The sequence below is a fragment of the Carnobacterium iners genome (genome assembly GCF_900177385.1).
Classification (GTDB): Bacteria; Bacillota; Bacilli; order Lactobacillales; family Carnobacteriaceae; genus Carnobacterium_A; species Carnobacterium_A iners.
In genome coordinates, this window is the sequence record NZ_FXBJ01000002.1 from 385753 (window position 1) to 406519 (window position 20767).

Annotated in this window: 18 protein-coding genes, 1 tRNA gene and 1 rRNA gene; 2 read left to right on the plus strand and 18 right to left on the minus strand. The window is 35.1% G+C overall.

Annotation, left to right across the window (positions count from 1 at the left end; translation table 11 throughout):
• Positions 1–186: 186 nt before the first annotated feature.
• Positions 187–1176: a metal ABC transporter substrate-binding protein gene (locus B9Y54_RS02025; RefSeq protein ID WP_085558758.1), complete on the minus strand. Its 990-nt coding sequence runs from the start codon at positions 1174–1176 to the stop codon at positions 187–189.
• A 162-nt stretch (positions 1177–1338) separates the two neighbouring features.
• Positions 1339–1854 carry a methylated-DNA--[protein]-cysteine S-methyltransferase gene (locus tag B9Y54_RS02030; RefSeq protein WP_085558759.1) on the minus strand — a complete coding sequence of 172 codons (516 nt, stop codon included), beginning with the start codon at positions 1852–1854 and terminating at the stop codon, positions 1339–1341.
• Positions 1855–1978: 124 nt separating this feature from the next.
• Between B9Y54_RS02030 and B9Y54_RS02035 the strand changes: the two genes are divergently transcribed.
• The gene (locus B9Y54_RS02035; RefSeq protein WP_085558760.1) at positions 1979–2962 is read left to right on the plus strand and encodes a biotin--[acetyl-CoA-carboxylase] ligase; all 984 of its coding nucleotides are present in this window, start codon (positions 1979–1981) and stop codon (positions 2960–2962) included.
• 16 nt (positions 2963–2978) lie between these two features.
• A complete protein-coding gene (locus B9Y54_RS02040; RefSeq protein WP_234987781.1) occupies positions 2979–3506 on the plus strand; it encodes a biotin transporter BioY in 528 nt (175 codons plus the stop codon).
• 121 nt (positions 3507–3627) lie between these two features.
• Here the strand turns inward: B9Y54_RS02040 and B9Y54_RS02045 are convergent, their stop codons facing one another.
• The 16 genes from B9Y54_RS02045 to rrf form a co-directional block, all read right to left on the minus strand.
• The gene (locus B9Y54_RS02045; protein WP_085558761.1) at positions 3628–4839 is read right to left on the minus strand and encodes an amidohydrolase; all 1212 of its coding nucleotides are present in this window, start codon (positions 4837–4839) and stop codon (positions 3628–3630) included.
• A 234-nt stretch (positions 4840–5073) separates the two neighbouring features.
• Entirely contained in the window at positions 5074–7530 is a 2457-nt protein-coding gene (locus tag B9Y54_RS02050) for a heavy metal translocating P-type ATPase (protein ID WP_085558762.1), read from the minus strand.
• Between the two features lie 24 nt (positions 7531–7554).
• The gene (locus B9Y54_RS02055; protein ID WP_085558763.1) at positions 7555–7995 is read right to left on the minus strand and encodes a CopY/TcrY family copper transport repressor; all 441 of its coding nucleotides are present in this window, start codon (positions 7993–7995) and stop codon (positions 7555–7557) included.
• A 178-nt stretch (positions 7996–8173) separates the two neighbouring features.
• Entirely contained in the window at positions 8174–9457 is a 1284-nt protein-coding gene (ltrA, locus tag B9Y54_RS02060) for a group II intron reverse transcriptase/maturase (protein ID WP_085558764.1), read from the minus strand.
• A 532-nt stretch (positions 9458–9989) separates the two neighbouring features.
• Complete coding sequence (locus B9Y54_RS02070; RefSeq protein WP_085558766.1) at positions 9990–11081, minus strand: S66 family peptidase; 1092 nt, start codon at positions 11079–11081, stop codon at positions 9990–9992.
• 18 nt (positions 11082–11099) lie between these two features.
• Entirely contained in the window at positions 11100–12224 is a 1125-nt protein-coding gene (locus tag B9Y54_RS02075) for an NADH-dependent flavin oxidoreductase (protein WP_085558767.1), read from the minus strand.
• Between the two features lie 90 nt (positions 12225–12314).
• Positions 12315–13061, minus strand: coding sequence for a peptide transporter (locus tag B9Y54_RS02080; protein WP_234987783.1), 747 nt, complete (start codon positions 13059–13061; stop codon positions 12315–12317).
• A gap of 253 nt (positions 13062–13314) precedes the next feature.
• On the minus strand, positions 13315–14109 hold the full coding sequence (locus tag B9Y54_RS02085) for an ABC transporter permease family protein (RefSeq protein ID WP_234987785.1): 795 nt from the start codon (positions 14107–14109) through the stop codon (positions 13315–13317).
• A 152-nt stretch (positions 14110–14261) separates the two neighbouring features.
• Entirely contained in the window at positions 14262–14714 is a 453-nt protein-coding gene (locus B9Y54_RS02090; RefSeq protein ID WP_085558768.1) for a threonine/serine exporter family protein, read from the minus strand.
• Entirely contained in the window at positions 14711–15475 is a 765-nt protein-coding gene (locus B9Y54_RS02095; protein ID WP_085558769.1) for a threonine/serine exporter family protein, read from the minus strand. Before B9Y54_RS02095 ends, B9Y54_RS02090 begins: the two co-directional genes overlap by 4 nt.
• Before the next feature lie 217 nt (positions 15476–15692).
• The gene (gene glmM, locus B9Y54_RS02100) at positions 15693–17048 is read right to left on the minus strand and encodes a phosphoglucosamine mutase (protein WP_085558770.1); all 1356 of its coding nucleotides are present in this window, start codon (positions 17046–17048) and stop codon (positions 15693–15695) included.
• A gap of 98 nt (positions 17049–17146) precedes the next feature.
• The gene (locus B9Y54_RS02105; protein ID WP_085558771.1) at positions 17147–18286 is read right to left on the minus strand and encodes a CdaR family protein; all 1140 of its coding nucleotides are present in this window, start codon (positions 18284–18286) and stop codon (positions 17147–17149) included.
• A 2-nt stretch (positions 18287–18288) separates the two neighbouring features.
• The gene (gene cdaA / locus B9Y54_RS02110; protein WP_085560479.1) at positions 18289–19122 is read right to left on the minus strand and encodes a diadenylate cyclase CdaA; all 834 of its coding nucleotides are present in this window, start codon (positions 19120–19122) and stop codon (positions 18289–18291) included.
• 254 nt (positions 19123–19376) lie between these two features.
• Entirely contained in the window at positions 19377–20195 is an 819-nt protein-coding gene (locus B9Y54_RS02115; protein WP_090005176.1) for a formate/nitrite transporter family protein, read from the minus strand.
• A 166-nt stretch (positions 20196–20361) separates the two neighbouring features.
• A tRNA-Lys gene (locus tag B9Y54_RS02120) sits at positions 20362–20434 on the minus strand.
• 19 nt (positions 20435–20453) lie between these two features.
• Positions 20454–20569, minus strand: a 5S ribosomal RNA gene (gene rrf / locus B9Y54_RS02125).
• Positions 20570–20767: the final 198 nt, after the last annotated feature.

The window sequence follows — 20767 nt, forward strand, 5'->3', positions numbered from 1 at the left end:
TTTCCAGAATAATCTATCTAAAAAGTTTTTTTATGACAAGGAGTAATCTTATGAATAAATAATAACAAAAGAAATTAATCTAACTTCGTAAATCAGTTTTAAAAATTGTCTAGTTGAAATCTACCTAAATAAATAGACCACTAGAAGTTAATTAAAAACTACCTTCTAGTGGTCTATTTACTTTTCTTATTGTATACTTTTTTTCAATGACTCAAGATTATTTTTCATCACTTGGATATAGTCAACTCCAGCATCTTGTTCTTTTTGTGAAACTCCTTCTATTGGATCTAAAACAGCTAATTCTATATCCGCTTCTGCTGCTAGCGTCTCTGCTATTTTTGAAGAAGCATTATTTTCAAAATAAATGTAGCGAACATTATTTTTTTTGGCGTAGTTCGATAATTCAGCTAGTTTAGCTGGACTTGGTTCTGTTTCAGAAGACAGACCTGATATTGAAACTTGAGTTAAGTTGTACTGTTTGGCTAAATAAGCAAATGCTGCATGTTGTGTAACGAACGTTCTATTTTCAGCATTTTCAAATGCTGCTTTAAACTCTTGATCTAACTCTTCTAATTCTTGATTGTATTTTTCAGCATTCTTTTGGTAAAGTGCAGCATTCTCTTTATCTGCTTTTGCTAATCCCATTTGAATATTTTTTACTTCCGCTTGAGCTAATACTGGATTCAACCAAACGTGAGGATCAATAGCATGTTCGTGTCCTTCTTCAGCATGCTCGTGTCCTTCTTCAGCATGTTCGTGTCCTTCTTCAGCATGCTCTTCAATTTTTGTTTTTTCTATAAATTCTATTCCTTCACTTGCATTTATGACTGTTACTTTAGTCGTATCAATCGCTTCGAGTGTACTAGGTACCCAAGTTTCCATTTCATCACTATTATAAATAAAAACATCTGCATCTTGAATAGAAGCAACAACTTTTGCACTAGGCTCGAAACCATGTGACTCTGTTCCTGCTGGAATTAACATCGAAATTTCCGCATTATCTTGCACAATATTTTTTGTGAAGTCATACATTGGGTAAAAAGTTGTTACAATTTTTAATGTTTTTCCTTCTTCGCTATTTTTTTTTACTTTAGAATCTGTGTTTCCACAAGCACTTAATAAGAGTAAAAACATTACTCCTAATACTGGTACAACTAATCGTATATTCTTCTTCATAAGTTACTTCAACTCCTATTTTTTTAAGATGATAGCTATCATCTTCTGGTTACAAAACGTAAATGTTACGTTTTAAAGGATACCCTATTTTTAATATTATTGCAACTTGTTTTTAGGAAACAATTAAAAATTACAGAAAAATAACTTTATAACAGTCTTTTTTTATTTTAATTTCTCTAACGCTAATAATTCAGCTTTCATATTTATTGGGCCACGATAACTTGATAACTGGCCGTTTTTGTGAACAACTCGATGACAAGGAACAATAATTAATAAAGGATTTTTCCCAATAGCTGTCCCTACAGCTCGAGAGGAACGAGGGTTGCCCATTTTTTCTGCTAATTCCCCGTAAGTTAACTTTCCTCCATAAGGAATTTTCATTAGTTCTGCCCAGACTTTTTCTTGAAAGAGCGTTCCTCTTACATCTACTTGTAAATTAAAATTTGTTCTTTCACCCTTGAAGTATTCTTCTAATTGTTCGGCACAATAAGCTATTTTATCCAGATCGTTTTTCGCTACACTAGTAGAATCTATTTTTTTTAGCCACTCATTTAATTCTGTTTCCCCGCCATTTAAAGAGCCCACAAAACAGATTCCTTTCTCTGTTGTAGCAATATAAAGTGGCCACTTTTGATTGGATAATTTCCCATAGTAGATCTGTTTCGTTTCTTTAACCATAACTACCTTCTCCTTTATCTTTCATCATTTAATTGTCTTTTGAAAAACACTCATTGTTACCTTAAATAAAAAAACAGTTGACAATTGCTCGGAATTTATTTAGACTCAGCAATGAGGTGATGACATGTCAACAAAAAATCAATTATTGACAATCTTAGAACAACAAAAAGGACAAACTATTTCTGGTCAAGAACTAGCTGATCGTATAAACGTTTCGCGTACTTCTATCTGGAAGGCTGTTTCTACTTTACGAAAAGAAGGCTACCTTATTGAAGCAACGACAAATAAAGGCTATTGTCTTCCTGTAGAATCTGATTTATTATCAAGTGAAGCTATTCGACCACTACTCGCTTCTGAATTAAAAAACCAGCCTTTTTATCTCTTCAAAGCTATTGAATCAACCAATCAAGAAGCGAAAAAAATCGCTATTGAGCACCCCTCAAAACCTAGTATTGTTCTTTCTGAAGAACAACTAAAAGGCAAAGGACGCTTGGGTCGATTCTTTTATTCACCCGCTAAAACAGGCATCTATATGAGTTTAATTTTAAAGCCAAATCTGACGACTACAGATGCAACATTAGTTACAACAGCAGCAGCCGTTGCAGTTTGTTTAGCTATTGAAAAATTAACAGACAAAAAACCTAAAATTAAATGGGTAAACGATATTTACTTGGGTGACTATAAAATTGCCGGTATCCTAACCGAAGCCGTGACTAATTTTGAAAACGGTACAATTGATACGATTATCCTAGGAATAGGATTAAACTTTCGAACACCCATTGAAGACTTTCCGACAGAATTAGAATCTATTGCCGGTAGTTTATTATCTAAGAATACCGGCAAACTAACACGCAATGAACTCATTGCAGAAATAATCACTCAATTCTATCAAATTTATCAAGCTATTGGGAAAAGAAATTTTCTAAAAGATTACAAAGAACGTTGTTTCGTCTTTGGAAAAATCATTCATTTTAAACAGGGCAAACAAGAATTTGATGCTATTCCAGTTGATATTGATCAACAAGGCGGATTAGTTGTAAGAATGCAAGATGGTCAGCACCAAACATTATCTTATGGTGAAATTACGATTCAACGTCCATTTAATTAAAAAGGAGTACACTAATATGAAATTAAGCACACGAGATATCACTTATTGTAGCATCATGGCTGCATTAACTTTAATAAGCGGATTTCTCACTATCCCGCTTGGACCTATTCCGTTAACGATACAGACGTTAGTTGTTTTATTAACTGGCTTACTTTTATCTAAAAGAAACGCCTTAATCTCTCAAGGAATCCATCTCCTTTTAGCTTTACTAATAGGCGGATTTCAAGCCTTACTTAGCCCTAGTTTTGGATTTATTTTTGGATTCGCAGCTGGTGCTTACGTTATTGCCTTTATTATAGAAAGATACGGTTTTACTATTAAACTAACCACACTAGCTGTTTTCATCGGTTCTGTCGTTATCTATTCAATTGGTTTACCCTACATGACAGTTATTTTAAATAGTTACTTAGGAGGAAATTTCTCCATCGTCCAAATTTTGCAAATGGGACTGATTGTCTTTATTCCAGGAGATATTGTCAAAGCCATCCTCGCTGTGGTTATCGGCTTACGTCTACGAGGGAAAGTAGCCCGCTCTCAATCGTAAATGGATAAAATTTCTTATCTCATTTTTAATGGTCATAAAAATCAAAAAATTATCCTGTCTATTCTATTCGTACTCTAGTAGTACAAATTAAATAGACAGGATTTAGTTCTTTTAATCGTACTTAATTAAACTTTCCTGAAACAAGCTCTCCTTTGAACATAACCACTCTTTCTGGGCAAACACGAGCAACTAAATGAGCCGCACTTACTGCTTTTGTAAATAAAACATTCGCTTTATCTCCTACTTTGGGCCATCTTTTCATACCGCTCGCATCTAATGGCGTTACTCCATTAGAAACTAACGAGTAAGCTTGCGAGAGTGACTTTTCATCTTTCATCGAAAAGACCTCCGCAGCACGGCTTACCCTTTCAATTAAATCTCCAGTTCCAAATGGACTCCAGTGATCATTGATATTATCATTTACTACTCGTACCTTCACTCCATTCTTTTGAAGTAAGAAAACAGGCAAGACCGTTGTATCAATCGGAATCGTTGTATTGATTCCAATATCCAATTCAGCTAATCGCTTTGCAATTTTTTTAATAGTTACCTCATCTGTATCTGCCAAAGCAAGTGCATGACTAATTTGTACCATGCCTTCTAAATGATATTTTTGGGTATAATCTATGATTCGATTAATCTCAAATAATCCTAATGTTCCTCGGTCATGTAAATGAAAATCGACTTCTCGATGATAATGACCAGCTAGTTTAAAAGTTGTGTGGAGTGATTTTTCTATATCTACGTCAATTGTTGCTGGATCTAACCCGCCTAAAATCAAGTTGCTATCGCTAGTTAAAGCACTCCTCAAAAGACCTTGATCTTGGGTAATCAGTGTCCCATGTTGTGGGAAAGCAACTATTTCATAGTCCAAACGGTGCTTATTCTTTTCTAAAACTTCTTTGACACATTCTAAATTATCTAATCCTATAACTGAATCGATGTTTGTTTGAACCCTTAAAAAAGTAGCACCGTTGCCACAAATTAAATCAATTAATGCTTGCGCTTTTTTTGGTGTTCCAGAAAGAAAATCTCTTAAAAATTCTTTTTCTTCTTGAATTCGCTCTGCTACTCCAGAGGCTGGTACAACAGCTTGCCATTCTCCACCAAAGTGGCCTTTATCTAAATGAATATGATTGTCTTGTAAAGACGGCAAAGCTAAATATCCTTTTGCATCAATAATATCTGTTTGATTTTCGGGAATTTTTTTAGAAATCTTCTTAAATTCTCCATTTTCTACTTCTAATGCAAATACCTCTGTAGTGGTAACAAACTTATTGAAACTAACTTCTTTGTAACCTGTCTCTAAACAAACGTTCTTTATCCAAACCATCTGTATCGTCCCCTTTTTTATTTTCACTCTTTAAAGCGTTCTTATTATTTTATTATGAACTTTTTAATTAAACTCTTATCGACTCTTTAGTATACTGCTACCATACACTACAAAAAGAAAACATGCCCACTTATTTGCATTAATTAAGTCCTACTTTTCACTTATTTAACCCTTTAAAAAATCAAAAAACGACTCCCTTCTTTTAAAAAAAGAGTCGTTTTTAGATTTTCATTTTTAGATTAATTTTGGCTTAAATCGCTTTAATCTTAAAGCATTTAACAAAACTGATACAGAACTAAAACTCATTGCTGCTCCAGCAAGCATAGGATTTAATAACGGTCCTCCTAAGAGATAAAGAACACCCATTGCTACAGGAATACCCAGTATGTTGTATGCAAAAGCCCAAAATAAGTTTTCTTTTATATTTTTAATCGTTGCTTTACTCAATTCAATAGCTGTTGGTACATCCATTAAATCACTTCTCATTAAAACAATATCCGCAGATTCAATTGCAATATCTGTTCCTGAACCAATCGCAATTCCAATATCTGCTTGTGCTAAAGCAGGAGCATCATTAATACCGTCTCCTACCATCGCAACTTTTTTTCCTTCAGACTGAAGCATTTTTACTTCGTTTGCTTTTTCTTCTGGTAAAACTTCACTTAATACCCGTTCGATCCCTACTTGTTTCGCAATCGCTTGGGCTGTTCGTTTATTATCGCCAGTGATCATCACAACTTCCAGTCCCATTTGATTTAATCGCTCAATCGCTTTAACACTACTTTCTTTAATAGTATCTGCAACTGCAATAATTCCTGCTAATTGACCATCAACCGCAATATACATTGGCGTTTTGCCTTCACTTGCTAACGAGTCAGAAGTCGTTGCTAAGGTTCCTAATGAAATAGCACGCTCATCCATCAATTTTTTATTGCCTAATAAGATTCTTTGCCCATCTATCATTCCTTCTATCCCATGACCAGGAATAGCATTAAATTCATGCATTTTTGCTAATGTTACTTTTTTAGTTTCTGCCTCAAGAACAATAGCCGCTCCTAGTGGGTGCTCTGAACCTTTTTCAGCAGATGCTGCTAATAGCAGTAACTTTTCTTTTGAAAAATCAGCACTTGTAACAATATCGGTTACTTTTGGTTTTCCTTGTGTAATCGTTCCTGTTTTATCAAATATAACTGTTTCGACTTGGTGAGTGGTCTCTAGAGCAACACCACTTTTAATTAATACTCCATGCTCTGCGCCTTTTCCAGTCCCAACCATAATCGCTGTTGGTGTTGCTAAGCCCAATGCACACGGACATGCGATAATCAATACTGAAATGACAATCGTTAACACAAAAACACCTGATTGTCCTGAAACATACCAGCTCAAACCAGCTATCAAAGCTAACGCAATAACAATAGGAACAAAATACCCAGAAATCGTATCAGCTAATTTAGCAATCGGTGCTTTTGATCCTTGTGCATCTTCTACTAATTTAATAATCTGTGATAAAGTCGTATCTTTACCAACCTTTGTTGCTTTGTATTGAATCGTTCCGTTTTGATTCATGCTACCAGAAATAATTGTATCTCCAATAGTTTTTTCAATAGGCATACTTTCTCCAGTCAACATTGCTTCATCAACTGAAGTCATTCCTTCTATAATTATTCCATCAACTGGCATTTTCTCACCAGGCTTAACAACTAAATTGTCTCCAACTTGAACTTCTTCAATAGCTAATTCAATTTCTTTCCCATCTCTCATAACCCGGGCAGTTTTAGGTGCTAGCCCCATCAATTTTTTAATCGCCTCAGACGTTTTCCCCATTGATAAAGCCTCAACGTATTTTCCAAGTGTAATCAAGGTTAAAATAACGGCAGCTGATTCGTAATACAATTCCATCGCATAAGTCGTATTACCTAAAAAGACAGCGATAGTTGCTCCTAAACTAAAAATAAAAGCTGCACTAGTTCCAAGAGCTACTAGTGAATCCATATTCGGATGCCCTTTAAATAAAGCTTTAAATCCAATAGTAAAAAAATTCCTGCCTAAAATTACAACTGGAATAGTCAAAACAAGTTGAGTAATGACGAATATAACTGGATTTATTGCTGGATTTAGAAACTCGGGTAGTGGAGCTCCTAACATATGGCCCATAGAAATATACAATAAAGGGACTGTAAATAGAGCCGAAATCCAGAATCGTTTCCAAAGACTACTAATGTAACGAGCTTTTTTATCTTGCTCTTCTTCAGATTTCATTGCCGCATCTACTTCTTCACTTGCTTTATACCCCGTATCACTGACTGTTTTGATAATATCTGCCACTGATACAATTTTTGGATCGTATTGAACGTGTAATTTTTCGGTTGCTAAATTTACGTTAGCTGTTGAAACTCCTAATTGCTTTCCAACTGCCTTTTCCACCGTTTGCGCGCAAGAGGCACAAGTCATTCCTTCTATAACAAATGATTTCTGAACGTCCAAACTATTCGCTTGATACCCAGCATCTGCTACAGCAGATAAAATATCTTTATCCGTTATTTTTGATTGATCGTAATCAACAGTTAACTTTTCAGTTGCTAAATTGACTGTCGAATTTTGAACACCAGGTAATTTTTTAACGGCCTTTTCTATTGTTTGCGCACAAGATGCACAATGCATGCCCTCAATCGTAAATGTTTTATTCTTCATTCTTTTTCCTCCTCGATTCGACTTCTATTCCTTGCAGCAATCACATTGACCTTTAGTGCAATTACATGCTATCTCATTTACAGCTTGTTTCTTTTTCTGTTCTAAAACTTCTGTCAATAATAAAATATCATCATGGCTCAATGTTGCCTCTGCTAATATATTTACTATTGTTTTCCCAATTTTTTTATTACAAATATGAGAAAATACATCTAGTGTTACTTTTTTCACACTTTCTTCTTCCGTAACAGTAGGTGTATAAATGAACTTATTGCCTACTGCTTGTGTTGCTAATAGATTTTTTTCAACTAACCGGCCTATTAGTGTCTTAATTGTTGTTGGTTTCCAACCCATTTTATCTTGTAAAACGCTTATAATTTCTTTGCTTGAAGCAGATTTTGCTGTCCAAATGACCCGCATAATTTCCCACTCTGCATCGGTAATGGCTAGTTTTAATTTAGCTGTCATAGCTACTCCTCTTTTCATCTACGTTTGTAATCTTGTATTAAGTTTACAACTGTAATCAATTCTTGTCAAGTGAATTCTCTACCTGATTCAAGCCAATAATCGAGTAGGAGGAGCCTCACGGCTCCGACCTCTCACACCACCGTACGTACCGTTCGGTATACGGCGGTTCCATTTTATACTAAACATGTATTTTATTGTAATGCTCTACACAAGAGACTAAGCCAAATTGGGCAAGTCTCTTGTTTGTGATAGTCGTTGTTAAAATCCAAGAATAGGCAATACGTACGACACCCTTACTAGTGTGACTATTTTTATAGGCACTGTATTTGTCCATCCCTAATTTTATTAAGTTCTTTCGCCGATTCTTAGCTGTTTTCCATTTATGCCAAATACACATTCTAAGACGGACTCTCAAATGAGAGTCAATTTTCTTTAAAATGCTTTTCATTGAACCTATTTTATAGTAGTTTATCCACCCTCGAATCACTTGATTCAGTCGTTCCACTTGATATTTCGTATCAATACTCCAATTCTTACGTGTAAGTACTTTAAGTTTATATCGAAAGTTTTCTACTGAGATTTTATGTGGTTTCGCTTGATAGGTTTTCTTATTAAAATCTCGGTAAAAACCGAATCCTAAAAATTTCATTTCTGGATTATTTGGCTTCGTAATCTTAGATTTTGTACTATTGACAATCAATCCTAACTTTTCTTCGATAAATTTTGTAACGTAACGCATCACTCTCCTCGCTGACATTTCACTCTTAACCATAATGATACAATCATCAGCGTAACGAACGAAACGGAGGTTTCGTTTTTCCAGTTCCTTATCAAGTTCATTAAGTATGATATTGCTCAATAGCGGTGAAAGGTTCCCTCCTTGCGGAGTTCCAATGCTAGTATCTTGAATAATCCCATTAACTTGTACTCCACTGACAAGAAATTTACGAATCAGCGAAATTACATCTCCATCGGAGATTGTTCTAGAGACTAAATTCATCAATCGGTCATGTTGCACCGTATCAAAGAAACGTTCTAGATCGATATCAACAATCCAGTCATATCCTTCATTGAAGTACACTAACGGCTGATTAATCGCCATTTCAGCTTGCCGGTTTGGTCGAAAACCGTAACTATAGTTACTAAAACCTTTATCGAATAAGGGAGTCAATACTTGTGCAATGGCTTGTTGAATCATACGGTCTTCAACTGTCGGGATTCCTAGTAAACGAACACCACCATTTGGTTTAGGAATCTCCACTCGAAGAACGGGTGAGGTTTGGTAGTTTCTTTGACGAATCTGAGCCATAACTTCTTCTTTGTTTTGAAGAAAATATATTCCTAGCTCATCAATTGTCATGCCATCCACACCTGCGACACCTTTATTTCGTCTTACTTGTTCGAATGCTACAGTCAAATTCTCTTTATCTAAGATACGCTCAAGGATTTTCCTTTCATACATGTTTGTTATTTCCTTTCCTTCTCGTGAAGTCGGTATCCACTTTCTCGTCTTTTGACCAGCGGTCTATTTCCTCTTCCAATATTGATTTCCATAACGATAAAACGGTTCAGCCCTTCGCTCTGTCTAACTTTCACTAGCTGTCTTCACTACTACGGCTTCTGCTGACTTCTCCTGTCTCAGGCTTGTATCACTACAAGTTTTTGAAATAAGAACAGAAGACCTCCCCAGTTAAGGTGCGAACTCTTTCTCTCCATCTATCTGCCATATCTACATCACACGATTGATACATTAGCTATTGGACTTCAGCTTCTTTTGCAACCTTATCCTCGTGCACTGCCTCCTATATGATTTCTGTTCGTCAGACCAGAGATTTGCCTCGAGCTTCCTTCAGATTCCACCTCACGGTGAACACCCTTGCTTTTAGCTATATGCTTACCGCTAATCGGTCGCACTCAGGACTTTCACCTGTTAGAGTTTGCCCATGCTGGGCGAACAAAAAAGGATTGAGACAAACGTCTCAATCCTTTTCAGTCTATTCGTTAGTAGTATTTGATTGAAAGTAAGATTCATCAAAAATAATTTTTTTAGACACCATTTCAACTGTTGCTCTAATACCATAAGGTAAAGCACAACGTGGATAAGCATGCCCAAAATTAACATTATACAAAATTGGCAATGACTGATGATTTATAATCTTTTTATAAATTTCTTTGTACTCCTCATAATACTGTTCATCTTGTGGCTTACCAACTAACACGCCATTAATAACAGAAAATATTCCTGTACGTTTTAAAGTCAGTAGCAACTGCTCTAATTGTTTTGGAGTTGGCTTTTCTTCACTTGTCTCAAGAAATAAAATTTTATCTTTCCATTGCTCTAAGGAAGGATACAAGGAATACTGTTGATTTATCAAACCTTTATCTGAATATCTTTCACTTGACAACAAATCTGATAAACTTTCTAAACAACCTCCTAGTAATGTTCCTGAGAAAGAGCCTGTTCCTTGTAAAATTTCGTATCCCCTTTTTTCTAGATGTTGAACTCGATGAGTCCCAATTGTTTGTTTGGAAAAATCTCTTCGCTCTTCATACCAATAGTCACTTGAAACAAGCTCTTTTTGTTCAAAACCCTCAAAATAAGAATGTATCGTATCTTCAGTATAAGGAAGCAAATTGTCTGCTAGTTCAGCTAGGTCATTAATGAAGTTAGGTCCATAAAACGATGTCATTCCTAATTGATAAAATAGTAAATGATTGATTGTTGTATCAGAAAACCCTGTAAATAATTTAGGATTCTTTTGTACATTTCGAATAAATTCTTTATCTTCAAGTAAATAAGGAACTATACGGTAAGTATCGTCACCTCCTATCGCGCAAAAAATTCCTTTAATCGTTGAGTCTTTAAAGGCGTCTTTTAAGTCTTGTGCTCTAGCTTCAGGATGATTTTTTAAATAGTCTAAGCCTTTGAGAGTATTAGGCATGAAAACTGGTTTAAGACCCATAGATTTTAACCGTTTTTTTCCAAGCTCTAATTGATGAGAGCAAAAATCTTCCCCCAATATACCGCTAGAAAGACTTAAAACAGCAACGCAATCGCCTTTTTTTAAAGCAGTCGGTTTAATCAAACACTGTCGCCTCCTAATTTATTTTTTAGCTATCGGAATCCAACCGGGTTTACTTGATATATACTCCCACATTTCGTCTGGAATCATTAAATCAGTTCTATTTTGAGGATCAATTTCTACTCGAATTGCTTGTTCTTTTCCTTCTTTAACTTTCTTGATCCAATCAGGCTCAACAATTAATTCACGGCCAATAGCAACCAAAGGTATCCCCAACTCTAACGCCTCTACGGCATCACTCGGTGTTTGAATTAGTCCTACTCCTATAATGGGTACCTCTAGCCCTATTTTTTCTTGGATCAGTTGAATAACGGGTTTTCCTAGCGCTTTCTCTCGCGTAGACTGTTGCATCATACTCCCAACCGAAACATGGATATAATCTAAGTTTTGATCTTTTAGCTTGGTTAACAATTGGAATGTATCCTCTAATGTGATACCCGGCTCTTCCATCTCTTCAGGTGAAATACGATAACCTAGAATAAAAGGCTTATCTGCATATGTTTGAATAGCTTCTTTTGCTGCTTCTACTACTGCAAGTGGAAAATTCATCCGTTTTTCAAGCGTTCCACCCCAATGGTCTTCTCTGCGATTTGAATGGGGAGAAAAAAATTGTTGAATTAAGTAAGTATTTGCACCATGTAGTTCAACACCATCAAAACCAGCTTGAATGGCTCTTCTCGTTGCTTGTCCAAATGCTTTCACTAAATCATGGACTTGTTCATCAGATAACGCTCTTGGCACTTCTGCAGTCTCTCTTAGTGCTGGTATTGCGCTTGCACTGACCGGTTGTTCTCCTCTTAACGTAGTACTCGTTCCCATTCGTCCCGCATGAAAAATTTGTAAAATTGCTTTAGAACCAGTATGTTGAATAGTCTTTGCTAATTTTGACAAACTTTCAATACGGTTATCGGATGCTGCACTAAATGACCCTGCAAACTTTCCGTTTTCCATCACTTGCGCACAAGAAGTGATCACTACACCAATACCAGTCGCTCTACGTTTGTAATAATTGTGTTCATCTGTCGTTATCATTCCATTTTCAAAAGCTGAATTAGTCGTCATTGGTGCCATTACGATACGGTTATCAATCGTTACACCTGATGGAAAAGTAAACGGTTCAAATAAATTACTATATTTTGGGTTCATCATTATCCTCCTGATTTTTAATAAGTAACTAGCTTAGTCCATGATACTGCAAAGCAACTCTTTTTTAAAGAAAATAATCTTTCATTTCTTTCATTTACTGATCTTCGATACGACAAATACATGAATCAATTTGAATAGAATACTCATAATTAAGTAAGGTAATAACAATAAAAACAGAAAATTAATAACCATTAATTGTGGCTTAAATTCAGCAGGCATTATTTGCGTATTTCTGAGTCCTGTTAACAATCCGCCAGTATTAAACTGAATTTCAATAAAAAGCATCACAGTAATCATCTCTAAATAGATAAATTTTATAATTCTTTCTAAAAATGGAAATAAATTAGGAATAACATAAGAAAAAAAGAGTTTAAACTTAGAGTAGCCAAGTGATTGCGCGAAAATAAAATAATTAGATTGATAACTATCTTTAATATAGGGTGTCATGTATTTGATTAAAAAAATAAGTGGATAAATACTTACAATAAATAATGGCACTACGACTGCAGGTTCTCTAGGTGTTCCTACTGTTTTAAACAGATAAATAGACGTTGCCTTATAAATCATCACGCTAAACCAATGGATAGAAAGGACAACCCCAACAACAGGTAAGCTCTCACTATCTTCTAAATAATCTATCATTTTTTTGATAGTTCTATTTTTAAATTTTGGAAAGAAGTAAGTATAAAAAACCAATAAGAATAGTGTTATACTTAGGCTCATACCTATTATTTCAAATGTATAACTGCCGTTGATCTGTTGATAAGTTGTGGATAAATCTAAAAAGTTCGCATATGTAAACAATTGTTCCATTGTTTCTATAGAGGTGTTCCACAATAAATCATTACCCCTCATACTCAGTGGCAATGAATAACTCAGACAAACCAATAAAATAATTCCTAATAACACCAGAATAAATGAAACAAATTGTTTTATAGTTCTAATAAAGACGTTGATTTTTCATTCCTCCCCCTAAAGCTCTTTTGATTGCATTAAGTAAAAGTATCAAACCACTATAAAACATAAGTGGAATCAATACCGTCCAAGGAGTACTAACTAGACGGTTAATATTCTGGCCTATCAGTCCACTTCATTCGTTAGATAATGTTACGGTATATTGAGTACTTACGTCTAACTTCATAACCAGAGAACCCTCTAAATATAACTTAAAATAGGCTAAGTAAATAAATAAAGATAAGTTTTGCGTTAAAATTTTAACTAGCAAATTCAATGTAAGTTCCTTCAATTGTGGCTTAAAAGAATACCGAACCAACCTAAACTTAGAACGGCCCAAACTTTGACTAGCATCAGCAAAATCTTGCTTCAAAAGATAGGTCAATTCATCATGATAGAGTTTAACCAAACTAGGTAAACCAACAAGAAATAGAATAAGTAGTTGAATCAACAAGAATGTTAAATTCACGGCTGGTTGAACGTTGTCTGCACTAAATAGTAACGTATGGTAATAAGGTCCGATTAACAACAACAACAAAAACGGTTTTGGAATTAATGCAAACAGCTTATCGAAATAGGATACAATTGGCATCAGTAAAGTTTTTCCTAATTTATAAATAGTTAAGGTACTTAAAAACAAGCTTATTAAAATTTGAAACACACTTAAGAATAGGCCAATAAAAAAAGTATATTTAAATCCTTGAATAACTTTAGCCAAGATTGTAAATCCTAGAATATCCGTGCCAAATGGTCTGACTTCTAATGGTGAAAAAGGCGGATAAGCTAATTCTCCGTTTATTATTGCCTTATCTACCCGAATGATAAAAAACTTTGATAATAAAGGTTCATATAAAAAACTAAGCAACAAGAAACTCAATAAAATTGAGCACAATACCCATAAAGTTCTATTCCTATATTTTTGTTTTGACATTTTAGAGAATATCCTCCTTTTCTCCATCTTTTAATCCGACGCTTTTAATCCGATAAACAGAAAAAAATAGAGAAATATCTCTCTCTATTTTTTCTTATATTACTCTATCATAGATTTATTTTATCGCTAAGCTTTCCTAATTCAATAAACATTCACTGACTCGCTTGTGCTTTACTTTTTTTAAAATTCTGGCTTTTCTTTAATACTTTAAAAACTGTATCAATTGTAAAAATAGCTAAAGCAATCATTCCAGCAATTTGAATGGTTATGATCAAATGTCCTTGGGCTAAACTTGTATGACCTTTTATAAATTCATAAACCGCTAAATACATCCCTGATCCAGGAAACAATGGGAAAAATCCTGGTAAAAAGAAAATAGTTACTGGAACTTTAAAGATACGAGAAAAAATATGGGACTCCGTAGAAATAACTAGACCGGAAATATACGTAGCTGGGACGGGTCCAAATGCTTTAAGAAAAAGTAAGTAAACAAACCATCCTGAAGCCCCAACGAAAGCTGCTGGTAAAATAAACTTTTTGGGCGATTCTAAAATAATGGTTGCCGCTGCAACGGCAAAAAAAGCTCCTAAAATCTGACTAATCAAACTAGTCCACCTCCAATAATAACTAAACCAATAGCTACACCTATAGCGATGGATAAAGCAACTACAAAGGCTTCTAGTGCTTTCGCACCACCAGAAGTATAATCACCTTGTAATGTATCTCTTATCGCATTCGTGATAGCTGTTCCTGGCACTAAGGGCATAATTGTACTTGTAATAACTAAATTCATGTTGAGTGTCGGGAAAAGAAACAGCTGCATTAAACCTGCACCAATTGAAATAACCGCAGAGGATACAACATTACGTACAAATGGACCCATACCTAGTCGTTTTTCTCCTTTTAACACTAGCGCTAACAAGGCTCCGTTAACACCTGCAGCTACCATTTCTAACGTTCCTCCACCTAATAACAAGGCAAATGAAGCTGCTAAAATAGACGTTGCGATATCTTTGAAGCCTTGCTTGTATTGTACTTTTCTAATATTTTGTAAAGCAGCATAGGCTTCTGGTATAGCAATTTCTCCGCTAGTTAGTTGACGCGAAATAGTATTTACTTCAGCGATATTACTCAAATTCGTCGCTATTGAATTAATTCGCTTAACAATTGTAATCGGGTCGTCAATGCTAGGATCATCTAGCGTAGCAACTAGTCCTGTAGCTATCGCAAGGGCTTCGGTCGTCTCAAAATTAGAAGTTCGTAAGATATGGTTCATTGTGTCTTCTACACGATAGGTTTCAGCATTGCTTTCTAGCATAATTTTCCCTGCTAACATGGCAATATCCATTAATGTTTTGTAATCCATTTAAGGTTTTTCACCCTTTCTGTACCACTTATTTTTTGTTATCCTAGTCTTAAATTTCAGTCTAGTATAGCATACTTTTCTTTAGCCTTTAGTAGTTCCAATGTTTTTCTTAAGTAGTTCTAACTTTAGATGCGAATCGATGCAAAAAAAGAGATGAGGCAGATTAAACGCCCACCTCATTTTTTAGTTTGCTTTGCGTATATTAATGTATTTTTATTTAATCTAATCCAATTTCAGCTATGACAACAGCAGCAATGCGGTCGACATATAAATCAACTTTTTCTTGCGTTGGTGCCTCTGCCATTACGCGTAATAACGGTTCCGTTCCGCTTGCACGAACTAAAATACGGCCATCGCCATTCATTTCTTTTTCTACTTCTTCAATCATTGCTTTTATTGCAGGAACTTCCATCGCACCGTATTTATCGCTCACTCGGATGTTAACAAGTTTTTGTGGGTAAGTGACTACTTCTTCTGCTAATTCTGATAGTTTCTTCCCTGTTTGTTTCATAACATTTAGCAATTGAATTCCTGAAAGCATACCGTCTCCAGTTGTATTGTAGTCTAAAAAAATCATATGGCCTGATTGCTCTCCACCAAAATTGTAGCCATTTTTACGCATCTCTTCTACGACGTAACGATCGCCTACTTGTGTCTGTAAAGCAGTCATATTTGCAGCCTCAACCGCTTTGTGAAAGCCTAAGTTACTCATCACTGTCGAAACAATTGTATCTTTTTTAAGACGGCCTTTTTCTAACATATGTTTTCCACAAATATACATGATTTTATCTCCATCAATGATATTGCCTAATTCATCAACAGCAATAACACGATCGGCATCTCCATCAAAAGCAAGCCCAGCATCTGCACCTTTCTCAACAACAAATTTAGCCAGACTTTCTGGATGCGTTGATCCAACACCATCATTGATGTTAAGACCATTAGGAGAAGCACCAATCACATCAAATTCTGTTTCCAAATCTGCAAATAACCGATTAATCAAAGGACTAGCGGAGCCATTTGCTCCATCTAAACAAATTTGTAATCCACTTAAATCATTAGGAATGGTCTGTTGTAGAAATTGAGTGTATTTTAATGCACCTTCTGGATAATCATCGACTGTTCCTAAACCCTGTGCGCTTGGACGAGGCAATGTATCTTCTGCTTGGTCCAATAATGCTTCAATTTCAAGTTCTGTTGAGTCTGATAACTTAAAACCATCTGACCCAAAAAATTTAATCCCATTATCAGGTGCTGGATTATGTGATGCTGAAATCATGACTCCTGCAGCAGCTCCTTGCACACGTGTTAAATAAGCAACTCCTGGTGTTGAAATGACGCCTAACTTCATTACTTCTATACCAACAGATAACAGACCAGCTATCAAAGCAGACTCTAACATCTCACCAGAAATACGCGTATCTCTTCCAACTAACACGCGTGGGTGATTCGTTCCCTGTGTATGCTGACATAGAATATATCCGCCAAACCTTCCTAATTTAAATGCTAATTCTGGTGTTAAATCTGAATTAGCTACCCCTCTAACTCCATCTGTTCCAAAATATTTTCCCATTTCATAATGCCCCTTTTCAAAGTAAGAACTTCCATAATTTTTAAAGCACTCTTTTAATCGTCACTTGAATGTAGCTCTCTATTACTTGTTTATTATTTTTACCTACTTGAGTCTAGTTTTCCTCCAGAAGTCGAGTTGCTTTCTTTTACAGCTTCATTTTCACTAGTAGAAGAGTCTATGGTTGAACTACTCGTTGATTCTGTATTCCCACTATCCATGCTGGATTCTTTAGATGATTCAGTTGAGTCTGCTTCACTAGGTTGTTGCTTCTCCTTTTTTTTCACCGTAATCCTAACATTTATTTTTTTCGGTTCAATACTAGATAATCCCTTTGCTAAAGGCAAACTAACTTCTTTAGTAGCTGTCTCGGTAAGTCCTGTAACATCTATCTCAAGTGGAAAGCTACTGAGATTACCTAACGATTCTGGCGTTCCAGTTACTGAAATTGATGTGTTTTTCTCATCTTCAATTCCTAACTCATACTCATAGTCTATTTCTGGCGTTCCTGTTTTGATTAACTTTATTGGTAATAGCTTACTATTGAGATTTACTTCTATACTAACAGTCACTTCTTTTGGATTAATAACGACATCTAATTGATTCCCATTTGCATCAAGAGCATTAACGGATACCGTTTTTTTGACATTTGTATTTGTATTTTCAGATAACGGAACAACAGTCTGTACGGAATTTATTTTTTCAATTGTAGATGCTGCACCTGAAACTTCGACTGTATCATAATCTAAAGAGGGCTTTTCTGCTAGATAACCTGTTGCCAGTTTACTTTCATCAAAAATAACTTCAATTTCAAATGTTTCTACTCGCTTCTCCCTAATTTCAATCGTAATCTCTGCTGGAGTAATCGTATAGTTCAAGTCGGAGGATAACCCCTCTGCTACTAAATTAATCCTGTGTGTTCCAACACCCAAATCGTCTAGATTTTGAGCAGTAATATCAAATGCTTTGCTTGCTGTCGTTTGAGAGACAATATTTGTCGGACCTGAAATTTCAATTGAAGCGGTTTCTGGAAAACCTGAAACAAAATATTTTTCTTGATCAATATCAACTACAATGGGTAAATTGGCAATGATTTTGCTTGACGATGTGCTAACACCATTTAGTGGATTTGTTGTTAGCACCTTGCTATTGTTTTCATAATTTACATAGGTAAACAATAAAATTGCAAAAGCAAAGGCAGTCAACCTGATGAACCAAGGAGAATTATAAAGTTTTTCCATCTTTACACTCCTTTCTTAAAGTTATCAACAAACTCTTGGAATGGATTTTTTTTGACTTCTTCTTCTGGAAGAATCAATTCTTTATTTAAAAATTTAATGAAGTCTTCCTTAGATAACTCTCTTAACAAGTCTCCTCGATGAGAAATACTAACATCTCCGGTTTCCTCAGAAACAATGATAGTAATCGCATCAGTAACTTCACTTAAACCAATAGCTGCGCGATGTCTAGTACCTAATTCTTTAGGGATTAATGAGCTCTCAGATAACGGCAAATACCCTGCTGCCGCTGCTATTTTATAATCTTTTATCATCACTGCGCCATCATGCAAAGGAGTATTAGGAATAAAGATGTTAATCAATAACTCGCCTGAAATATCTGCATCCAATGGTATCCCTGTCGCAATATATTCATCTAATTCTGTTTCCATTTGAATTGAAATTAATGCGCCAATTCTTCTTTTAGCCATATATTGAACAGCTTGATCTAATTGTTGAATCATTTTCTTAGCTGGATTGATTTTTCTTTTTGTGTTCTTAAAAAACGTCCCACGCCCAAGATGTTCCAATCCTCTTCGTAATTCAGGCTGAAAAATAATAATAACAGCTAGTACACTCCATTGGATAACTAAATCAACAATCCACTCGACTGTTTGTAATTGTAAGAAAAAACTTCCAATTTTGATTAACATAATAACGGCAATTCCTTTTAATGATTGTACCGCTTTTGTACCTTTTAGCGTTTTAATTAACTCGTAAATAAAAAAGGTCACTACTAAAATATCAACTGCATTAATAAATGTTCGCCATGTAAATAATTGTGACCAATCCATGGACATAAGTACACCTCCAATAACGTTTAAAAATTGCCACTCTTTTTTCATTATACCACACTCCGTAGAAATATAAGGAGCTAGATTATTTAAAATAAGGAGTTTTCTTAAACAGGGATAAAACTTCTTTTATGTCTAAGCTATTACCTAAGATATTTTGCTTCAAAGTTTGTATCCATTGCCTTTTCATTTTAAAGCAATAAAGACAGCTAGCGCATTAAAAAATGCGTTAGCTGTCTTTATTAGCTAGCTTTTTTTATTTAATCAGAGTATTTTGATTGTCCATTATTCAGCCAAGAATAATTTAGCCCTAATAATAAACCACCACCTACAAAGTTACCTAATGTTGCAAACAAAAGATTGTTAAGAACGGCTATAACTGTCATTCCTGGTACATGTCCACCAGTAGTAAAGAAGGCTAATGAGAAAGAAGAAAAGTTTGCTATCACGTGTTCAAATCCTAGAAATGCAAATATAAAAATAATAAAAACAATAGCTAATATTCTAGCTGTATCTTCTTTCATGTTTATCGTGGTAAAGACTGCTATATTAACAATAAGATTAGCAAAGATTCCCTCAAAGAATACTTGAGAAGGACCTTTTTGTAACTTACTTGCAATAGTTGTTACTAGAAAACTATCTTGTGTGACGTGCAAAAAAGCGCCTGTATGTGAAATTAACCAACTTGCTAGTATTCCACCAACCAAATTAAAGAAAATACAGGCAAATAAAATCGTTGCGGCTTTTTTTAGCGGCAGTATCTTGCGGTGAACTGCAGTAGTCATGTACATCATGTTAGAGGTTCCTAATTCAGAATTTAGATAAACAATCATCACCAACGACCAAGTAAACATTAACGCGTAAGCTATTTTCCCACCACCTGGAACAATTGCATTCACAGCTTCTCCTAAGTAAACAGCTGCTGCCGTTCCAATTGTCAGAAACAAACAGGCAAGCATTGATCGCATAAAATAACGTGATTTACTTTTATCGAATAAGTTTTCCTTTTTGAGGATACTTGCCCGTAAAGTTCCCATTAATGAACTTGTTTCAAATTCTTCAACTTCCAATTTTTTCATCTCCAATAATTTTTCTTTTCCTTTTGTTTCTTCATGCTATATATTACACTATCTTTTTTCACTAAACCACTCATTTTTAAATGTAAACGATTCCTAGTTAAACATTCTTTTCACGTTGTTTTTTGGTAAACAAAAAACTATCAACGCAATCCGTCGATAGTTACTATGAGTCATGCAGGATTCGAACCTGCGACCCTCTGATTAAAAGTCAGATGCTCTACCAACTGAGCTAATGACTCTAATAAAACAAGCTATTACGCGCGGCAACGTCCTACTCTCACAAAGGGAAACCCTTCACTACCATCGGCGCTAGGAAGCTTAACTGCTGTGTTCGGCATGGGAACAGGTGTGACCTTCTTGCCATCATCACCACACATAGTTTTAACTTGTTAAATTTGTTTCTTTTCCTATTAATTGGTACAATTGGCTCATCGATTAAATAGAATGAACTAATAAAAACTTCTTTTTAAATTTTACCGCATCTCACAAAATATTTCAAGCTTATTTTAAACTATTTTAAAAAATGTGGTCTATCTCTCATTTAGTATGCATGATTTATTGTGAAATATTTT

Bases quoted from the DNA above. Each gene is read 5' to 3' on its own strand.
- B9Y54_RS02085 (WP_234987785.1), bottom strand. From the start codon at position 14,109: ATGTCAAAACAAAAATATAGGAATAGAACTTTATGGGTATTGTGCTCA.
- B9Y54_RS02030 (WP_085558759.1), bottom strand. From the start codon at position 1,854: ATGGTTAAAGAAACGAAACAGATCTACTATGGGAAATTATCCAATCAA.
- B9Y54_RS02040 (WP_234987781.1), top strand. From the start codon at position 2,979: ATGAAATTAAGCACACGAGATATCACTTATTGTAGCATCATGGCTGCA.
- B9Y54_RS02055 (WP_085558763.1), bottom strand. From the start codon at position 7,995: ATGACAGCTAAATTAAAACTAGCCATTACCGATGCAGAGTGGGAAATT.
- B9Y54_RS02050 (WP_085558762.1), bottom strand. From the start codon at position 7,530: ATGAAGAATAAAACATTTACGATTGAGGGCATGCATTGTGCATCTTGT.
- B9Y54_RS02115 (WP_090005176.1), bottom strand. From the start codon at position 20,195: ATGAAAAAATTGGAAGTTGAAGAATTTGAAACAAGTTCATTAATGGGA.
- B9Y54_RS02025 (WP_085558758.1), bottom strand. From the start codon at position 1,176: ATGAAGAAGAATATACGATTAGTTGTACCAGTATTAGGAGTAATGTTT.
- B9Y54_RS02095 (WP_085558769.1), bottom strand. From the start codon at position 15,475: ATGGATTACAAAACATTAATGGATATTGCCATGTTAGCAGGGAAAATT.
- B9Y54_RS02035 (WP_085558760.1), top strand. From the start codon at position 1,979: ATGTCAACAAAAAATCAATTATTGACAATCTTAGAACAACAAAAAGGA.
- B9Y54_RS02075 (WP_085558767.1), bottom strand. From the start codon at position 12,224: ATGAACCCAAAATATAGTAATTTATTTGAACCGTTTACTTTTCCATCA.
- B9Y54_RS02105 (WP_085558771.1), bottom strand. From the start codon at position 18,286: ATGGAAAAACTTTATAATTCTCCTTGGTTCATCAGGTTGACTGCCTTT.
- B9Y54_RS02045 (WP_085558761.1), bottom strand. From the start codon at position 4,839: ATGGTTTGGATAAAGAACGTTTGTTTAGAGACAGGTTACAAAGAAGTT.
- glmM (WP_085558770.1), bottom strand. From the start codon at position 17,048: ATGGGAAAATATTTTGGAACAGATGGAGTTAGAGGGGTAGCTAATTCA.
- cdaA (WP_085560479.1), bottom strand. From the start codon at position 19,122: ATGTCCATGGATTGGTCACAATTATTTACATGGCGAACATTTATTAAT.
- ltrA (WP_085558764.1), bottom strand. From the start codon at position 9,457: ATGTATGAAAGGAAAATCCTTGAGCGTATCTTAGATAAAGAGAATTTG.